This window comes from Pantoea sp. WEP (genome assembly GCF_041678305.1).
Taxonomy (GTDB): domain Bacteria; phylum Pseudomonadota; class Gammaproteobacteria; order Enterobacterales; family Enterobacteriaceae; genus Pantoea; species Pantoea dispersa.
Genome location: NZ_JBGNXB010000001.1, coordinates 3,440,928 through 3,455,672, shown reverse-complemented (window position 1 = coordinate 3,455,672; position 14,745 = coordinate 3,440,928). Strand labels below are relative to the sequence as shown.

13 protein-coding genes are annotated in these 14,745 nt (G+C 58.4%); 10 read left to right on the top strand and 3 right to left on the bottom strand.

Going from position 1 to position 14,745, the window contains the following annotated elements:
- Nucleotides 1-199 precede the first annotated feature (199 nt).
- The 5 genes from ABVR31_RS16155 to ABVR31_RS16135 all read left to right on the top strand — a co-directional run bounded on the left by ABVR31_RS16155 (nucleotide 200) and on the right by ABVR31_RS16135 (nucleotide 4,809).
- On the top strand, nucleotides 200-802 hold the full coding sequence (locus tag ABVR31_RS16155) for a hypothetical protein (RefSeq protein ID WP_372773468.1): 603 nt from the start codon (nucleotides 200-202) through the stop codon (nucleotides 800-802).
- A 125-nt stretch (nucleotides 803-927) separates the two neighbouring features.
- Nucleotides 928-2,367, top strand: coding sequence for a circularly permuted type 2 ATP-grasp protein (locus ABVR31_RS16150; protein WP_058770669.1), 1,440 nt, complete (start codon nucleotides 928-930; stop codon nucleotides 2,365-2,367).
- On the top strand, nucleotides 2,361-3,290 hold the full coding sequence (locus tag ABVR31_RS16145; protein WP_021507672.1) for an alpha-E domain-containing protein: 930 nt from the start codon (nucleotides 2,361-2,363) through the stop codon (nucleotides 3,288-3,290). The genes ABVR31_RS16150 and ABVR31_RS16145 overlap by 7 nt, the downstream gene beginning before the upstream one ends.
- A complete protein-coding gene (locus ABVR31_RS16140; protein ID WP_058774871.1) occupies nucleotides 3,287-4,087 on the top strand; it encodes a transglutaminase family protein in 801 nt (266 codons plus the stop codon). Before ABVR31_RS16145 ends, ABVR31_RS16140 begins: the two co-directional genes overlap by 4 nt.
- A 17-nt stretch (nucleotides 4,088-4,104) precedes the next feature.
- Nucleotides 4,105-4,809: a proteasome-type protease gene (locus ABVR31_RS16135; RefSeq protein ID WP_031279727.1), complete on the top strand. Its 705-nt coding sequence runs from the start codon at nucleotides 4,105-4,107 to the stop codon at nucleotides 4,807-4,809.
- Between the two features lie 44 nt (nucleotides 4,810-4,853).
- Here ABVR31_RS16135 and ABVR31_RS16130 read toward each other — a convergent pair whose 3' ends face one another.
- Nucleotides 4,854-5,522 carry a response regulator transcription factor gene (locus ABVR31_RS16130; protein WP_223815701.1) on the bottom strand — a complete coding sequence of 223 codons (669 nt, stop codon included), beginning with the start codon at nucleotides 5,520-5,522 and terminating at the stop codon, nucleotides 4,854-4,856.
- A gap of 227 nt (nucleotides 5,523-5,749) precedes the next feature.
- Between ABVR31_RS16130 and ABVR31_RS16125 the strand changes: the two genes are divergently transcribed.
- Nucleotides 5,750-7,453, top strand: coding sequence for a lysophospholipid acyltransferase family protein (locus ABVR31_RS16125; RefSeq protein ID WP_372773465.1), 1,704 nt, complete (start codon nucleotides 5,750-5,752; stop codon nucleotides 7,451-7,453).
- A gap of 256 nt (nucleotides 7,454-7,709) precedes the next feature.
- Nucleotides 7,710-10,553, top strand: a complete 2,844-nt coding sequence (locus ABVR31_RS16120) for a bifunctional diguanylate cyclase/phosphodiesterase (RefSeq protein WP_141496214.1) — start codon at nucleotides 7,710-7,712, stop codon at nucleotides 10,551-10,553.
- A 64-nt stretch (nucleotides 10,554-10,617) separates the two neighbouring features.
- Here the strand turns inward: ABVR31_RS16120 and ftnA are convergent, their stop codons facing one another.
- Entirely contained in the window at nucleotides 10,618-11,124 is a 507-nt protein-coding gene (gene ftnA, locus ABVR31_RS16115; protein ID WP_058759556.1) for a non-heme ferritin, read from the bottom strand.
- A 457-nt stretch (nucleotides 11,125-11,581) separates the two neighbouring features.
- On the opposite strand from ftnA, the gene ABVR31_RS16110 reads away from it, so the two are divergent.
- From ABVR31_RS16110 to ABVR31_RS16100, 3 genes are read left to right on the top strand one after another with little or no spacing between them, the layout of a single operon-like run.
- Nucleotides 11,582-12,250, top strand: a complete 669-nt coding sequence (locus ABVR31_RS16110; RefSeq protein ID WP_088516041.1) for a nucleoside recognition domain-containing protein — start codon at nucleotides 11,582-11,584, stop codon at nucleotides 12,248-12,250.
- Nucleotides 12,240-12,713: a YjiG family protein gene (locus ABVR31_RS16105; RefSeq protein WP_021507664.1), complete on the top strand. Its 474-nt coding sequence runs from the start codon at nucleotides 12,240-12,242 to the stop codon at nucleotides 12,711-12,713. Before ABVR31_RS16110 ends, ABVR31_RS16105 begins: the two co-directional genes overlap by 11 nt.
- 10 nt (nucleotides 12,714-12,723) lie before the next feature.
- The gene (locus ABVR31_RS16100; protein WP_372773462.1) at nucleotides 12,724-13,827 is read left to right on the top strand and encodes a M20 peptidase aminoacylase family protein; all 1,104 of its coding nucleotides are present in this window, start codon (nucleotides 12,724-12,726) and stop codon (nucleotides 13,825-13,827) included.
- Nucleotides 13,828-13,833: 6 nt separating this feature from the next.
- Here ABVR31_RS16100 and ABVR31_RS16095 read toward each other — a convergent pair whose 3' ends face one another.
- Nucleotides 13,834-14,448, bottom strand: coding sequence for a hypothetical protein (locus ABVR31_RS16095; protein WP_372773460.1), 615 nt, complete (start codon nucleotides 14,446-14,448; stop codon nucleotides 13,834-13,836).
- Nucleotides 14,449-14,745 lie beyond the last annotated feature (297 nt).

Genomic DNA, 14,745 nt, shown 5'->3' with positions numbered 1-14,745 from the left:
TTTTGCCTGTTTTTAGCTGCGGCAGACGCCGGGTAAACGAGGCGCGCCACGGCATGCCACGAAATGTTAAATGTGTTAATAAGTAATTTGGCTTTAGTAAGCTAAATCATTCTTTTATGTAAATTTTGCCGGTGTGCGCACATTGCAATGCCCGGTGGCTTTGCCACAATTAGGCAACGTGGCTATCCGGAGAAAGAGTATGTCTGCCCAACCTTCCAGTCTGCTGTTACTGATGTCTTTCGCCGCCGGTACCTTTTCCGCGGGATCGTCAGGTAACCCGCAGCATTTAATGTTATCGCTGCCGTCCGGCGGTGTACCCAATAATCCGCTGCCGCTGATCATCTGGCCGTGCGTGGTGCCGGAAGAGGAGGAGGACAGCGCGGCCTGGTTTGAAAAAACCTTTAGCGCCAGCGGCTGGCCAGCGGCGTGGCGCGCGCCGATTTTTCCTTACACCCACTATCATCCCAACACCCATGAGGTACTGGGCGTCGGTGCGGGCTGGGCGGAAGTGCTGTTTGGCGGCGACAGCGGCCGCATGGTGACGCTGCGTGAGGGGGATGCGGTACTGATCCCGGCTGGCGTGGGCCATAAACAGGTGTTTGCCTCCGACGACTTTTTCACCGTTGGCGCCTATCCTGAAGGAATGTCACCGGAAACCGTGCGCGACGAACCCTCCCGGCTGCGTGCGTCGAAAGAGCAGATCCAGCGCGTGCCGCTGCCGGATCGCGATCCGTTTACCGGCGGCGAAGGAGCAATGACCGAAATCTGGCTGCCAGTGGCGCAGCAGCTGATGCACCAGTAAGGTGCAAGGCAAGGATTATCCGGCGCGGCTCCGCTTTTGGGGCGCGCCTGCCGTTGCGGCGGCGGGCCTCTGGCACACTTTGTGCAGGAGAGAAGTCAGGTCCTCTGACAAGCGCCGGGTAAATCATGAAAGCACGCGACCAGATAGCATCAACCTTCTACGATGAGATGTTGCAGAGCGACGGTCAGCACCGCGCTCACTATCAGCATTACTGGGAATGGTTACAACAGGCGGACAAAGAGGCGGTGGCGCGTAAACGTGAAGAGGCAGAACTGCTGTTTCATCGCGTTGGCATCACCTTCAACGTCTACGGTGACGACGGCGGTGCCGAGCGGCTGATTCCGTTCGACAGCGTGCCGCGCATCATTCCTGCCAGCGAGTGGGCGATGCTGGAGCGCGGCATTCGCCAGCGCGTTCAGGCGCTCAATGCTTTCCTGCACGATATCTACCATCAGCAATATATTCTCAAAGCCGGCATCGTGCCGGCCGAGCAGGTGCTGGTTAACGATCAGTATCAGCCCTGTATGCAGGATGTCGATCTGCATCGCCAGATCTACGCGCACATTACCGGTGTCGATATGGTACGCAACAGCGACGGCGACTATTACGTGCTGGAGGATAATCTGCGCACGCCGTCCGGCGTCTCCTACATGCTGGAAAACCGCAAAATGATGATGCGCCTCTATCCGGAGCTGTTTGCCGCGCAGCATATCGCGCCGGTGGAGCGCTATCCCTCGCACCTGCTGCAGACGCTGCGCGAAAGCTCGCCGGTTAACGATCCGGTGGTGGTGGTGCTGACGCCGGGACGTTTCAACAGCGCCTACTTCGAACACAGCTTTCTCGCTCAGCAGATGGGCGTGGAGCTGGTGGAGAGCGCCGATCTGTTCGTCAAAGACGGTGCGGTGCTGATGCGTACCACCGCCGGGCCGTGCAAAGTGGATGTGATCTATCGCCGCGTGGATGACGCCTTCCTCGATCCGCTCGCCTTCCGGCCGGATTCGATGCTCGGCGTGCCGGGATTACTGTCGGTATACCGATCCGGCAATGTGGTGCTGGCGAATGCGATCGGCACCGGCGTCGCCGATGACAAGTCGATCTACCCCTACGTGCCGGAGATGATCCGCTACTACCTTGATGAAGATCCGATCCTCAACAATGTGCCCACCTGGCAGTGCCGCAAGCCGCAGGATCTGAGCTACGTGCTGGCCAATCTGGCGCAGATGGTGGTGAAAGAGGTGCACGGTGCCGGCGGTTACGGCATGTTGATTGGTCCGGTCGCCAGCCAGCAGCAGCTGAGCGAGTTCCGCGAGCGGCTGCTGGCGCGGCCGGACAATTACATCGCGCAGGATACGCTGTCGCTCTCCACCTGCCCGACCTTTATCGACAACGGTCTGGCGCCGCGCCATATCGATCTGCGGCCTTTTGCGCTGTACGGCGCGGATATCCGGCTGGTGCCGGGCGGCCTGACGCGCGTGGCGCTGACCGAAGGCTCGCTGGTGGTGAACTCGTCGCAGGGCGGCGGCACCAAGGACACGTGGGTGCTGGAGGATGACACATCATGCTAAGCCGGACGGCCAGTGGCCTTTACTGGATGGCGCGCTATCTGGAGCGCGCAGAACAACTTGCCCGGGTGCTGGATGTGACCCATCGCCTGTCGCTGATGCCGGTGCGCAATCGCCAGGGCGACGAACTGCTGTTGCCGCTCAACCTGACCGGCACGCGTCAGCTGTTTGAAACCCTCAACGGGCGCTGCACCATGCCGCAGCTGTTTAACTTCTTCGCGCTGGATGAGCGCAACCCGAGCAGTATTTTCAGCTGCTGGCAGGCGGCGTGGAACAACGCGCACGCGGTGCGCGGCAGCCTGTCATCCGAAGTGTGGGAGAGCATTAACTCGACGTGGATTGAGATGCGCAACACGCGCCGCCGCGGTATCTCGCCGGCCGGTGCCGACAGCTTCTTCGACTGGGTGAAAGAGCGTTCGCATCTGTTTCGCGGCGCGATGTCAGGCACGCTGCTGCGCGGCGATGCGCTGCGTTTTATCCGGCTTGGCACGCTGATGGAGCGCAGCGACGGCACCGCGCGGCTGCTGAGCGTTAACCAGCAACTGCTGGAGCAGCATCCCGACACGGTGCGGGAATATTACTGCCTCGACAGCCTGCTGCGCGCGGTGTCGGCGCGCGAGGCCTACAACGCCATCTTTAAGCAGCAGCTGATGCCGCCGCTGGTCAACGAAATGCTGATCCTGCGCAGCGAAAGTCCGCGCTCGCTGCACTCCTGCATTGAGGAGATCGCCAGCCAGCTGGAGCAGATTGGCAGCAGCGGCGAGGATCGCCCGCGCTATCTCAGTACGGTCCTGCTGGCGGAGATGCGCTTCAGCACCTGGGAAAGCCTGACGCGCGACGGCCTGCAGCCGTGGCTGGACCATTTTCTCAGCCGCATCAACGCGCTGGCGGAGAGCATCAATCACACCTATCTGGAGGCGAAATGAGACTGAACATTGAGCATAAAACCTGGTACGCCTATGAGCAGCAGGTAAAACTCAGCACCCAGTATCTGCGCCTGACGCCGCAGAATTCGGTGCACCAGCAGGTGCTGTCGTGGCAGCTCGATCTGCCGTGTGAGGCGACGCGCACGCTGGATGCTTACGGCAACGTGCTGCACGTGCTGACGCTGGACAGGCCGCATCAGCTGCTGGAGATTGCCGCGCGCGGCGTGGTCGAGATTCTGGATGCCAGCGAGCTGGCGCCGGATCCGCAGTCGACGCTGTCGCCGCTGGTGTTTCTGCGCGCTACGCCGCTGACCCAGCCGGACGGGGCAATCCGCGACTTCGCCCGGCGCTACTGGCAGGCGGAAAAACCGCTCGCCAGCCTGGAAAAACTGATGGACGAGCTGCTGCTGAAAATGCCGTACCAGCCCGGCAGCACGCAGGTAAGCGACAGCGCGGCGAAAGTGTTTGCTGCCGGCAGCGGCGTTTGCCAGGATCACAGCCACGTGTTTCTCGCCTGCTGTCGCAGCCTGGGGATCCCGGCGCGCTACGTCAGTGGCTATCTGTATACTGACAACGTTGAACACGTTGCTACCCACGCCTGGGTTGAAGCCTGGCTGGATGGCAATTGGCACAGCTTTGATATCACCAATAACACGCGCAGTACGCGGCAGCATTTGCGGCTGGCGGTGGGCGTCGACTATCTCGATGCCTGTCCGGTGCGCGGCATTCGTCTGGGCGGCGGCGGTGAAGATATGCTGGCGGTGGCTGCGGTGCAACAGGTGCACGGGCAGCAGTAATCGGAACAGGCGTAACTATGACTTATTGTGTGGCAATGCGTTTATCGGCCGGGATGATTTTTGTCTCGGATTCACGCACCAATGCGGGCGTGGATCATATCTCCTCGTTTCGCAAACTGCATGTGTTTCAGGTGGATGATGAGCGCACGCTGGTGCTGCAAAGCGCCGGCAATCTGGCGACGACGCAGAGCGTGATGAGCCTGCTGCGGCGCAATTGTAACGACAGCGAACAACCCAATCTGCTCAACGGGCGCTCGCTGTACGACATTGCGCTGCTGGTGGGCGCCACGCTGCGTGAAGTGATTGCGCGCGACGGCGAGGAGTTTGGCGGCACGCTGCTGCTGGGCGGGCAGATTCGCGGCGAAGAGCCGCGGCTGTTCCAGATCTATCCGCAGGGCAACTTTATTGAAGCCAGCGTCGACACGCCGTACTTCCAGATTGGTGAGAGCAAATACGGTAAGCCAATTATTGACCGCGTGCTGCGCTATGAGACCTCGCTCAGCCAGGCGATGCAGTGTGCGCTGATCTCCATGGATTCGACGCTGGCGAGTAACATCTCCGTCGGCCTGCCGCTCGACGCGATGGTTTACCACAGCGACAGCTTCAGCGACAGCGAGCAGTACCACATCACCGAACAGCATCCCTACTTTTCCCAGATCCGCCAGCTGTGGAGCAAAGGGTTGCTGAGCGTGTTCTCTCAGCTGCCGCCGCTCAAGCTCTGACCTGCTGCCCGGTCGTCACGCTGGCGGACCGGGCCAGATTTGACTCATACCAGATCATTGGCGCGCGCCGCCGTATTAATTCCGCTAATCCCTTTCAGGCCGAGCTTGCGCAGAATTTTAATTTTATAAGTGCTGATGGTTTTACTGCTCAGCTGTAATTGCGAGGCGATCTCTTTATTACTCATCCCGGAGGCCAGTTTCACCAGCACAATCAATTCGCGGCGCGTTAAACTCATCAATTTCTCGCTTTCAATCAGTTCGGCGGCATCCGCCGCGCTGTGCGTGACCGGATAAAAACGTTTTCCGCGCTCGACTTCTTTTATTGCTGTCAATAAAGTTTCCAAATCGCCGCGTTTACACACATAGCCTTCCACCCCTAACTGCAGGCAACAGCGTTGATAAAACAGGCTTTCTGAGGCGGTAAAAACAATGATTTTTTGCTGCGGCAAAATACGCTTAATGTCGGCAATCAGCGGAATGCCCGCGCGGCCGGGCATGGTCAGGTCCAGCAGCACCACGTCTGGCTGCGCATGATGTAATTCGCTAATCAATAAATCGCCTTTGTTGGCAATGCCCGCAACCGAATAGTCATAAGCGTGCAGCAGTGCCTGAATACCCGCACAGATTAATGGGTGGTCATCAACTATAAATACCGAATGAATCATATGTGTAGTCCAAAAATAAACAAAAAAAAGAATGCAAGGAATAAACACCGATGAAAATTCATTAGCAGAGGTGTGACCAGATTAATTCACGGGTCTTAAGAATAAGATTTAAGTCCTGTCTGGAAAATTCTCATTTAAGGTAAAATTGACTTTTTTATGCGCCAGCACAAAGCGCGCCGATACTTTTTCCTGTCCGCATCTGCCGTGGTCATAAATCTGAAAACAAGCCGTTTTAACGTCAGGGGAATAAACCGCTGCGTATAAAAAGGTGCACCATGTTTTCCGTTGATCAGCTTCTCAATACTTACTGGCCAGGCCAGCAGCCAGCGCACTGGCAGAAAAGCCTGCTGAAGTGGGCGGTGCGTGAACAGGAATTTCAGGACTTTGCCCAGCGCTATCCGCATCTGAAAGGGGTGGATATGGTGGAGCAGGTGCTGGAACACCTGGATGTGCGCTGTGAGCTCAGCGAACGCGACCTTGAACAGATCCCGACGCATGGGCCGGTGGTGATCGTCGCCAACCATCCGCTTGGCGCGCTGGACGGCCTGGCGCTGCTGGCGGCGGTATCGCAGGTGCGGCGCGACGTGAAAATCGTTGCCAACCGCATGCTGATGATGCTGGAACCCATCAACAACCTGATGCTGCCGGTGGATAACATGGGCAACCGCACCAGCCGCGAGCAGCTGACGCGCATGCAGCAGCATCTCGACAACCAGGGCGCGCTGATCATCTTCCCGGCCGGTGAAGTCTCGCGTCTGTCCAGCCGCGGCGTGCGTGACCGTCACTGGCATCACAGTTTTCTGCGCCTCGCCGCCCGCGCCCGTGCGCCGCTGGTGCCGGTGCACGTAGTCGGACGTAACAGCCTGGCGTTTTACGCCGCGGCGAAGGTGGCGGCACCGCTGGTGCTGCTGATGCTGGTGCGCGAAATGTTCCGCCAGCGCGGCACGCGCATCAAACTGCATATCGGCGAACAGATTCCCTTCGCCAACTGGCACGATGGCCATACGCCGGGCAAAGAGCTGGCGAAGCGGCTGCGCAAGCATCTGTACCGCATCGGCCAGGGACGACGCGGTCTGTTTCTCACCGAAGCCGCCATCGCCCGCCCGGAAGATCGCGCTGAGCTGAAAAAAGCGTTGCTGGAGAGTGAACGGCTCGGGACGCTGCCGGACGGCAAACAGATCTATTTGTGGCGGCGCAACGGGGCCAGCTGGGTACCGCTGCTGCGTGAACTGGGCCGGCTGCGCGAAATCGCCTTCCGCGCGGTGGGCGAGGGCAGCGGCCGGCGGCGCGATCTCGACAAGTATGACGATGATTACTATCACCTGATTTTGTGGGATGACGAGGCGCTGGAGATTGTCGGTGCCTACCGCTTTATTCCCGGCGCCGAGCAGCTGGCGCGGCGCGGGCTGCAGGGCATCTACAGCGACAGCCTGTTCCACTATGACGAGCGCATGCTGCCGATTATTCAGCAGGGGCTTGAACTGGGACGCAGCTTCATTCAGCCGGCCTACTGGGGCAAGCGCGGGCTGGATTATTTATGGATGGGCATCGGCGCTTACATTGCGCGCTATCCGCAGACGCGCTACCTGTTTGGCCCGGTATCAATCTCCGGCACCATGCCGCTGGCGGCGCGCGATCTGCTGGTGGCGTTTTACCGTCTCTACTTTCCGACCGACCTGCCGCTGGCGAAATCGCGCCGCCCTTATCCGGCGTCGCTGCCGGAGGTGCTGGCGCAGTTCACCGGCGATAACTATGCCGACGATTTGCGTCGTCTCAAGCATTTGCTGGCTAATCTCGGTACCGCGATTCCGACGCTGTACAAACAGTATTCGGAAGTGTGTGAGCCGGGCGGCGTGCAGTTTATCGATTTCGGCAGCGATCCGGATTTCAATCACTGTATTGATGGTCTGGTGCTGGTCGATCTGTCACGCGTAAAACCCGCGCGTTATGAACGCTATATCGGCATGCATTTAACCTGAACGCGCCAGATGACGTCAGTTAATGCCACCTGACAGCACGCCGCCGGAAAATCTCCGCGCGGCGTGCTGTCAACTTTGCGCAATAAATCCACTATCCCACTGAACATTTTCTCGCCACAGCCGATAACCACACTACCAACTTTTGTCTGCGGATGATTTGCGCTTGTAAGCGATGCGCTTTTGCGTTTAAGTCTGCCTGAAGATTAAGAATTATCTTAACTGCGCATCGAGACCAGGCCAGCATAGGCGAACAACAATGAACAATAACTCTGACGTAATGTACCGGCTACTGGTGCAGAGCGTGGTGGATTACGCCATCTACATGATTAAGCCGGATGGCACGGTGGCTAACTGGAACACCGGGGCGCAACGCGCCAAAGGCTATACCCCCGAAGAGATCATCGGGAAGAATTTTGCGCTGTTTTACAGTGAAGAGGATCGGCGCAACGGCGCGCCGCAGCGCGGTCTGGCCATCGCCACCGCCACCGGGCGCTATGAAACCGAAGGCTGGCGCTATCGCAAGGACGGCAGCGCCTTCTGGGCGCACGTGGTGATTGACGCCATCCGCGATGAGTACGGCGAACTGCTGGGCTTTGCCAAAATCACCCGCGACTGCACTGAACAGCAGGCGCAGCAGCGTAAACAACAGGAACAGGAGCAGCGTTTCCGTTTATTGGTTGAAGGCGTAACGGACTACGCCATCTACATGCTCGACCTTGACGGCAATGTCGAAAACTGGAACGCCGGCGCGCAGCGCGCCAAAGGCTACGTGGCCGAAGAGATTGTCGGTCAGCACTTCTCGCGCTTCTACAGCGCACAGGATCGCCTGAACCATATCCCGGAACGCAACCTGACCACCGCGTTTAAAACCGGTCGCTTTGAAGACGAAGGCTGGCGCTATCGCAAAGATGGCAGCGCCTTCTGGGCGCACGTGATCATCGATGCGATTCGCGATGACGCCGGCAAACTGATCGGCTATGCCAAAATCACCCGCGACTGCACCGAACAGCAGGCGCTGCTGCGCAAGCAGCGTGAATACGAGAAAACCTTCCGCCTGTTAGTTGAAGGCGTGACGGATTACGCCATCTACATGCTGGATTTACAGGGCCGGGTGGTGAACTGGAACGCCGGCGCGCAGCGCGCCAAAGGCTATATGGCTGACGAGATCGTGGGCCAGCACTTCTCCGTGTTCTACGGCTCACCGGAACGTCAGGCGCGTACGCCGGATGCCAATCTGGGCATCGCGCTGAAAACCGGTCGCTTTGAGGACGAGGGCTGGCGCTACCGCAAAGACGGCTCCGCCTTCTGGGCGCACGTGGTGATTGACGCGATTCATGATGAAGAGGGCAAAATGATCGGCTTCGCCAAGATCACCCGCGACGTCACCGAGCGGCGTGAGCACGAGCAGCAGCTGCTGCGTGCGCGCGATCTGGCGCAGGCGCAGAGCGCCAAAATGTCGGAGCTTTCCGGCTTCCTCGACACCATCATCAGCAACATTCCCTCCTGCGTGATCGTTGAAGACGCCATCAGCCGCGAAATCCTGATGGTCAATGACAAAGCCGAGCAGCTGTTTGGCTTCAGTAAGTCGCTGATTATGCATAAGCGGCCGCACGAATGTATGTCGGCGGAACTGAGTGATTACTTCAACAGCCTGGCGGATATCGCGCTGCGCAGCGAAGGCATCCACACGCGCGAGCAGCTGTTGCTGACCGCTGGCGGTGAGCGGGTGCTGCACACGCGCGCCACCACCATCAGCGGCAAAGACATGCGGCAGAATTACGTGATGCTGATTGTGGAGGACGTCACCGATCAGCGCGAAGCCGATGCGCGCATTCGTCACATGGCGCATCACGATAATCTTACCAGCCTGCCAAACCGCATCCTGTTTCGCCAGAAGCTGAGCGAGGCGCTGCGCGTCGATCAGCAACAGGGCCAGACCAGCGCCACGCTGTGCCTCGATCTGGATAACTTCAAGAACGTGAACGATGCGCTGGGGCATCAGATTGGTGACGATCTGCTGCGGGTAGTGGCGAAGCGGCTGCGCAGCGTACTGCGCGATCAGGACACGCTGGCGCGCATCGGCGGCGATGAGTTTGCCATCGTGCTGCCTAACGTGCGGAATGCCGATGAGGCCGCGATCGTGGCGCAGCGCCTGATCGAGGCGATCCGCCCGCCGGTGAATGTTGAAGGCCACAACCTGTCGGTCGGGCTGAGCGTCGGCATTGCGCTGACCTCGCAGGCCACCAATACGCCGGAACATATGCTGCGCTGCGCCGACATGGCGCTGTATGAAGCCAAGCGTAACGGCCGTAACCGCTATGAGCACTTTACGCTGGAGATGGATAATGTGGCGCGCAGCCGCCGGGTGATCGAAAACGATCTGCGCGAGGCTATCACCGGACGGCAGCTCAAGCTCTACTATCAGCCGATCACCAACGAAACCGGCATCATTGGCTATGAGGCGCTGATGCGCTGGCATCATCCAATCAAAGGATTGATCATGCCGAATGACTTCATTCCGATTGCCGAAGAGACCGGGCTGATCCATATGCTCGGCGCCTATGCGCTGTACGAAGCCTGCCGCGAGGCGCAGAGCTGGGAAACCGAACAGTCGGTCTCGGTCAATCTGTCGCCGCTGCAGTTTAAGAACAGCTCGCTGGTGTCGGTGGTGGAGGGCGCGCTGCGCGAATCCGGCCTGGCGCCGCATCGGCTGGAGGTGGAGATCACCGAATCGGTGCTGCTGGATGATACGCTCGGCAATATTCGTACGCTGCAGAGCCTGAAAACGCTGGGCGTGCAGATTGCGCTCGACGACTTCGGCACCGGCTACTCGTCGCTCAGCTATCTGCGTTCGTTCCCGTTCGATAAGATCAAAATCGACAAGTCGTTTATCAATGATATGGGCGACAGCCGCGAGGCGCTGGCGATCATCCGCGCGATTACCGGCATGAGCCGCAGCCTGGATATTCAGATCACCGCAGAGGGCGTGGAGAGTAATGAGCAGTTTGTCCGCCTGCGCGAAGAGGGCTGTACGCTGTTCCAGGGCTACCTGTTTGGCCGGCCACAGCCGTCGGAGCTCAGACTGAAGGCGCTGGAGTAAGCACAAAAAAACGCCCGACAGGGTCGGGCATTGTGCATGCTGCTGTGCATAATCTTTATTATTTTTACTGGCCGTGGCCTTCGACGTTCATGCGGCCCAGATCTTTGTCCACCAGGAACAGACCTTCGCCTTTGTTGCCCACCAGCGCCAGCTTGTCCAGCACGGTTTTAAACAGCTTCTCTTCTTCGTGCTGCTCGGCAACGTACCACTGCAGGAAGTTAAAGGTGGAGTAATCCTGCGAAGTCAGCGCGGCGTGCACCAGCTCGTTGATTTTGCTGGTGATCAGCTGCTCGTGCTTCAGCGCTTCTTCCAGTACGTCATTCAGTGAGGTCCAGCTCACCGCCGGCGCGGCGATGCTGCCCAGCACCGGCAGTGAACCGGCATCGCTGACGTAATCAAACAGCTTCTGCATATGCTGCATCTCTTCGCGCGAGTGCATTTTCAGGAAGGAGGCGGCACCTTCGAAGCCTTTGTCGCTGCACCAGGCGCTCATCTGCAGATAGAGGTTGGCGGAGAAGAATTCGAGGTTGAGCTGGTCGTTCAGGCGTGAGGTCATTTCAGCGGTTAACATGGCTGAGTCCTTTTTAATTTGTCAGGTGAAGTACGGCGAATTATGCATCAATCTATACTTTTTTGTGAAGGTTTTTTCGTAAAAAAGTTGAATTTATCTTATTGATTATAAATGGAATTATTCCGCTAGTTGAATGCGAAGAATTCTCAACTTTGACTAATTTTCATTCACAGTCCGCAGCACTGTTTTAGTGCAGCTGTGTTGCCTGCTGGCGGTGCAGCGCACAACCGCACCGATCACTTCTTCGCCAGTCAACCCGCCGATAAAATAAGCACTGGCGCGACCAGCAATAAACCTGGCACGGCGATATAAACGCTTATTCCGGCTGCTGCTTGTTACTGAACAAAATTAGCCATAGCGAAATTAAAGAAAGTGCGCATTGGCATAAATCCTGCTTGGTTAATAGTTCCGTATATTGCAACCACGTCTGGCAGAAATAGGGTCAGCAGGAGAAAAGATGTCTGAAGAAAAAATCATTGCCGCGCCACAAACGGTCACGGCGAGCGCCGGAAATTACCTCGCGCTGATACTGGCAATACTGTTTTTTTCCGGTTTGCTTTATAAGGTCGAAGGCTTTAGCTGGCTGGGCGCGTTTGATTTCACCACGCTGGGCGGCAGCTTTGGCACCATCAAAGAATCAGGTTCCACCTTTCTCGGCGCCGGCGGCATCAGCGCCAAAGCCGGCTTTCTGTTCGCGCTGTCGCTGGCACCCACTGTGATGCTGGCACTGGGCGTGCTGGAGATTTTCACCCACTACGGTGCGATTCGTGCCGCCCACACGCTGCTGACGCCACTGCTGAAACCGCTGATGGGGTTGCCGGGACGCTGCGGCCTGGCGCTGATTACCGATCTGCAAAGTACCGATGCCGGCGCGGCGCTCACCAAAGAGATGGCGGATCAGCAGCAAATCGGTAAAAAAGAGCTGGTGGTGATGAGCGCCTGGCAATATTCCGGTGCCGGACTGATCAATAATTATTTTGCCATTGGCTCGGCGCTATTTGCGTCCATGAGTGCACCAATCATTATTCCGCTGCTGCTGATGTTTGTGCTGAAATTCGTCGGTGCGGCATTTGTCCGTTTTGTGTTAAACAGTGTTTATAAAAAGGATTTTGCTGATGTCAAATAACGTACAGACGCGGGTCAATAATAATCCGTTTGATATTTTTATTGTCGGCGCGCGTAAAGGCTTCCATATTGCTATTCACAATCTGATGCCCAATGTGGTGATGGCCTACGTACTGGCGGAAGTGCTGAATCTGCTCGGCATCATGCAGTTTCTTGGCCACGCGTTTGCACCGCTGATGGGGATTTTCGGTTTGCCCGGCGAGGCGATCACCGTGCTGCTGACCGCGTGGCTGTCATCCTCGGCCAGCGTCGGGGTGGCGGTGAGCCTGATGGCGAAAGGCCTGCTGAGCGGTACCGACATCACTATCCTCGCGCCGGCGATTTTTCTCATGGGTTCGCAGTTGCAGTACATGGGCCGCCTGCTGGGCGTCGCCGATGTGCCGAAAAAATACTGGCCGCTGCTGATGCTCACCAGCATTATCAATGCGGTTATCGCAATGTTCGTGATGCGTTTTTTTGTTTAGGAGCGAAACGGTGTCCAGAGTTCTCGATCACTACCATTTTCTGCATGAAATCCCCGAGCTGGGGTTTCAGGAAGTTAAAACCTCGGCCTACATCGCCGGCCAGCTGGAACAGGCTGGCATTAAGGTCACGCGCGGCATCAACCAGACCACCGGCATCGTGGCGGAGATCGACAGCGGCGTGCCGGGCCCGGTGCTGGCATTGCGCGCTGACATGGATGCGCTCGGGCACGTGATCGACGGCGTTGCCTGCGCCCGCCATACCTGCGGCCATGACGGCCACTCGTCGGTGGTGCTGACCGCCGCGCAGGAGCTGCTGCAGGAAGGCGCTATTAAAAAAGGGCGGCTGAAGCTGCTGTTCCAGCCGGCTGAAGAGCTGGGGGCCGGCGCGCTGGCGATGATTGAGGGCGGCGCGCTGGATGACGTGGAGATGATCCTCGGCTTCCATTTGCGCCCGCTGGAGGAGTGTCAGGTCGGGCAGGCGACGCCTGCGGTGATCTATTCAGCGTGCAGCACGCTGGAGGCCACTATTAAAGGTGTTCCGGCCCATGCCGCGCGACCGCATCTCGGCATCAACGCGCTTGATGCGGCAGTCCAGGCGGTGCAGGCGGTGAATAGCATTCATCTGGCACCGGGCCTCACCTGGAGCGTAAAAGCGACGCGCTTCCTGTGCGACGCCGGCGTGACCAACTCGGTGCCGGACGAGGCGCGCGTGGTGTGGGATCTGCGTTCGCAGGAGAACGCGCCGATGGAACTGCTTAAAGAGAAGGTCAGCCAGGCGATTCAGCACAGCGTGGCCGCGCTGGGCGCAACCGCTGAAGTGGTGGTGCTGAAAGAGATGCCGGCGGCGGAAATTGATGCCGATGCCACCGCGCTGCTGAGCGCCGCGATTGTCGATGTGCTCGGCGAGCCGGGATTACTGGCGGCGAAAACCACGCCGGGCAGCGAGGATTTCTTCTACTATCCGGTGAAAAATCCACAGGTTAAAGCCGGTTTCTGGGGGCTGGGAACCAATCTGGTGCCGGGACTGCACCATCCGCAGATGCGCTTTGAGCTGAGTTCGCTGGAGATCGGTGTGAAGATCTTCAAGGCGGCAGTGGTGCGCATGCTGGGGTAACGCGCCTCAGCGCGCGCCCGCGCCCACGGTCTGATTCCACACCATCTCATCGAGTAAAATCGAGCTGTGCTGGCTGGTCTCAATCACCATTGAGACCGGCTTCATGCCGGCGAAGCAGAACACTTCGTGGCGCTTTTTGCTGGCGTTCAGGCGACGAAACGCCACGATGCGTCCGGCACGGTTGTAGAAGCGCGCTTCGCTAAAGTAGGTGTTGAGACCGATGTAGCTCAGTACTAAGTCGTGCAGCGGCGGCAGATCAAACTTCACCAGCGTCTGCCGCTCAATCACCAGCGCGCACTTGTCAATGTCGGCGTGATACGGTGCTAACGACACCGCGCCCCGGCGGGCAGTGACCGACAGCGCGGCGTCCAGCATGTACGGATACTCCGGGACAAAATGCTGACCGGCAGAAAAACCGGGACGCGGCGTGAGCAGATAATGCAGGTGCGCCGGCAGGCTGCTGCGGGAAAAATCAGCGCGACCGATGGCTGGCACGGCGGCGTTATCCGGCGCGTTGATCAGCAGCATCTCGCCGGGTTTGCGGTACATCTGCGCGGGCGACGACAGGGCGGCGTTTCGGTGCGACGGGCTGTAGGTATGTGGGTTAAGCTGTAGAGTCATTTTGCTGTCCTTGCCGGGGTGACGGTTCCGGAGAGGCATTCTCAGCCAGACATCGCTTAGTGTTTACAAGACATGTCCTGAACTGCGCGAGCATCGTCTCATCCTGCCGCAGATTCCCCCGCCTGCTGAAATATTGTATGCTATGCCGCCTCAATGCTGATGGGATAACCGGACTGCCGCCAATGTAGATCGCACACACCCTGCTGTGACCCGACGCGCATGCGTCGCCGTTGGCACCGTTATCCGCCGGACTGGCTCCGGAATGATTTATTCGCAGCGCGCCGCTCGCGCGTTGCC

Excerpts from the sequence above, each read along its gene's own strand:
- ABVR31_RS16105 (WP_021507664.1), top strand. The coding sequence starts at position 12,240 with ATGTCAAATAACGTACAGACGCGGGTCAATAATAATCCGTTTGATATT.
- ABVR31_RS16125 (WP_372773465.1), top strand. The coding sequence starts at position 5,750 with ATGTTTTCCGTTGATCAGCTTCTCAATACTTACTGGCCAGGCCAGCAG.
- ABVR31_RS16135 (WP_031279727.1), top strand. The coding sequence starts at position 4,105 with ATGACTTATTGTGTGGCAATGCGTTTATCGGCCGGGATGATTTTTGTC.
- ABVR31_RS16095 (WP_372773460.1), bottom strand. The coding sequence starts at position 14,448 with ATGACTCTACAGCTTAACCCACATACCTACAGCCCGTCGCACCGAAAC.
- ABVR31_RS16150 (WP_058770669.1), top strand. The coding sequence starts at position 928 with ATGAAAGCACGCGACCAGATAGCATCAACCTTCTACGATGAGATGTTG.
- ABVR31_RS16145 (WP_021507672.1), top strand. The coding sequence starts at position 2,361 with ATGCTAAGCCGGACGGCCAGTGGCCTTTACTGGATGGCGCGCTATCTG.
- ABVR31_RS16155 (WP_372773468.1), top strand. The coding sequence starts at position 200 with ATGTCTGCCCAACCTTCCAGTCTGCTGTTACTGATGTCTTTCGCCGCC.
- ABVR31_RS16120 (WP_141496214.1), top strand. The coding sequence starts at position 7,710 with ATGAACAATAACTCTGACGTAATGTACCGGCTACTGGTGCAGAGCGTG.
- ABVR31_RS16140 (WP_058774871.1), top strand. The coding sequence starts at position 3,287 with ATGAGACTGAACATTGAGCATAAAACCTGGTACGCCTATGAGCAGCAG.
- ftnA (WP_058759556.1), bottom strand. The coding sequence starts at position 11,124 with ATGTTAACCGCTGAAATGACCTCACGCCTGAACGACCAGCTCAACCTC.
- ABVR31_RS16110 (WP_088516041.1), top strand. The coding sequence starts at position 11,582 with ATGTCTGAAGAAAAAATCATTGCCGCGCCACAAACGGTCACGGCGAGC.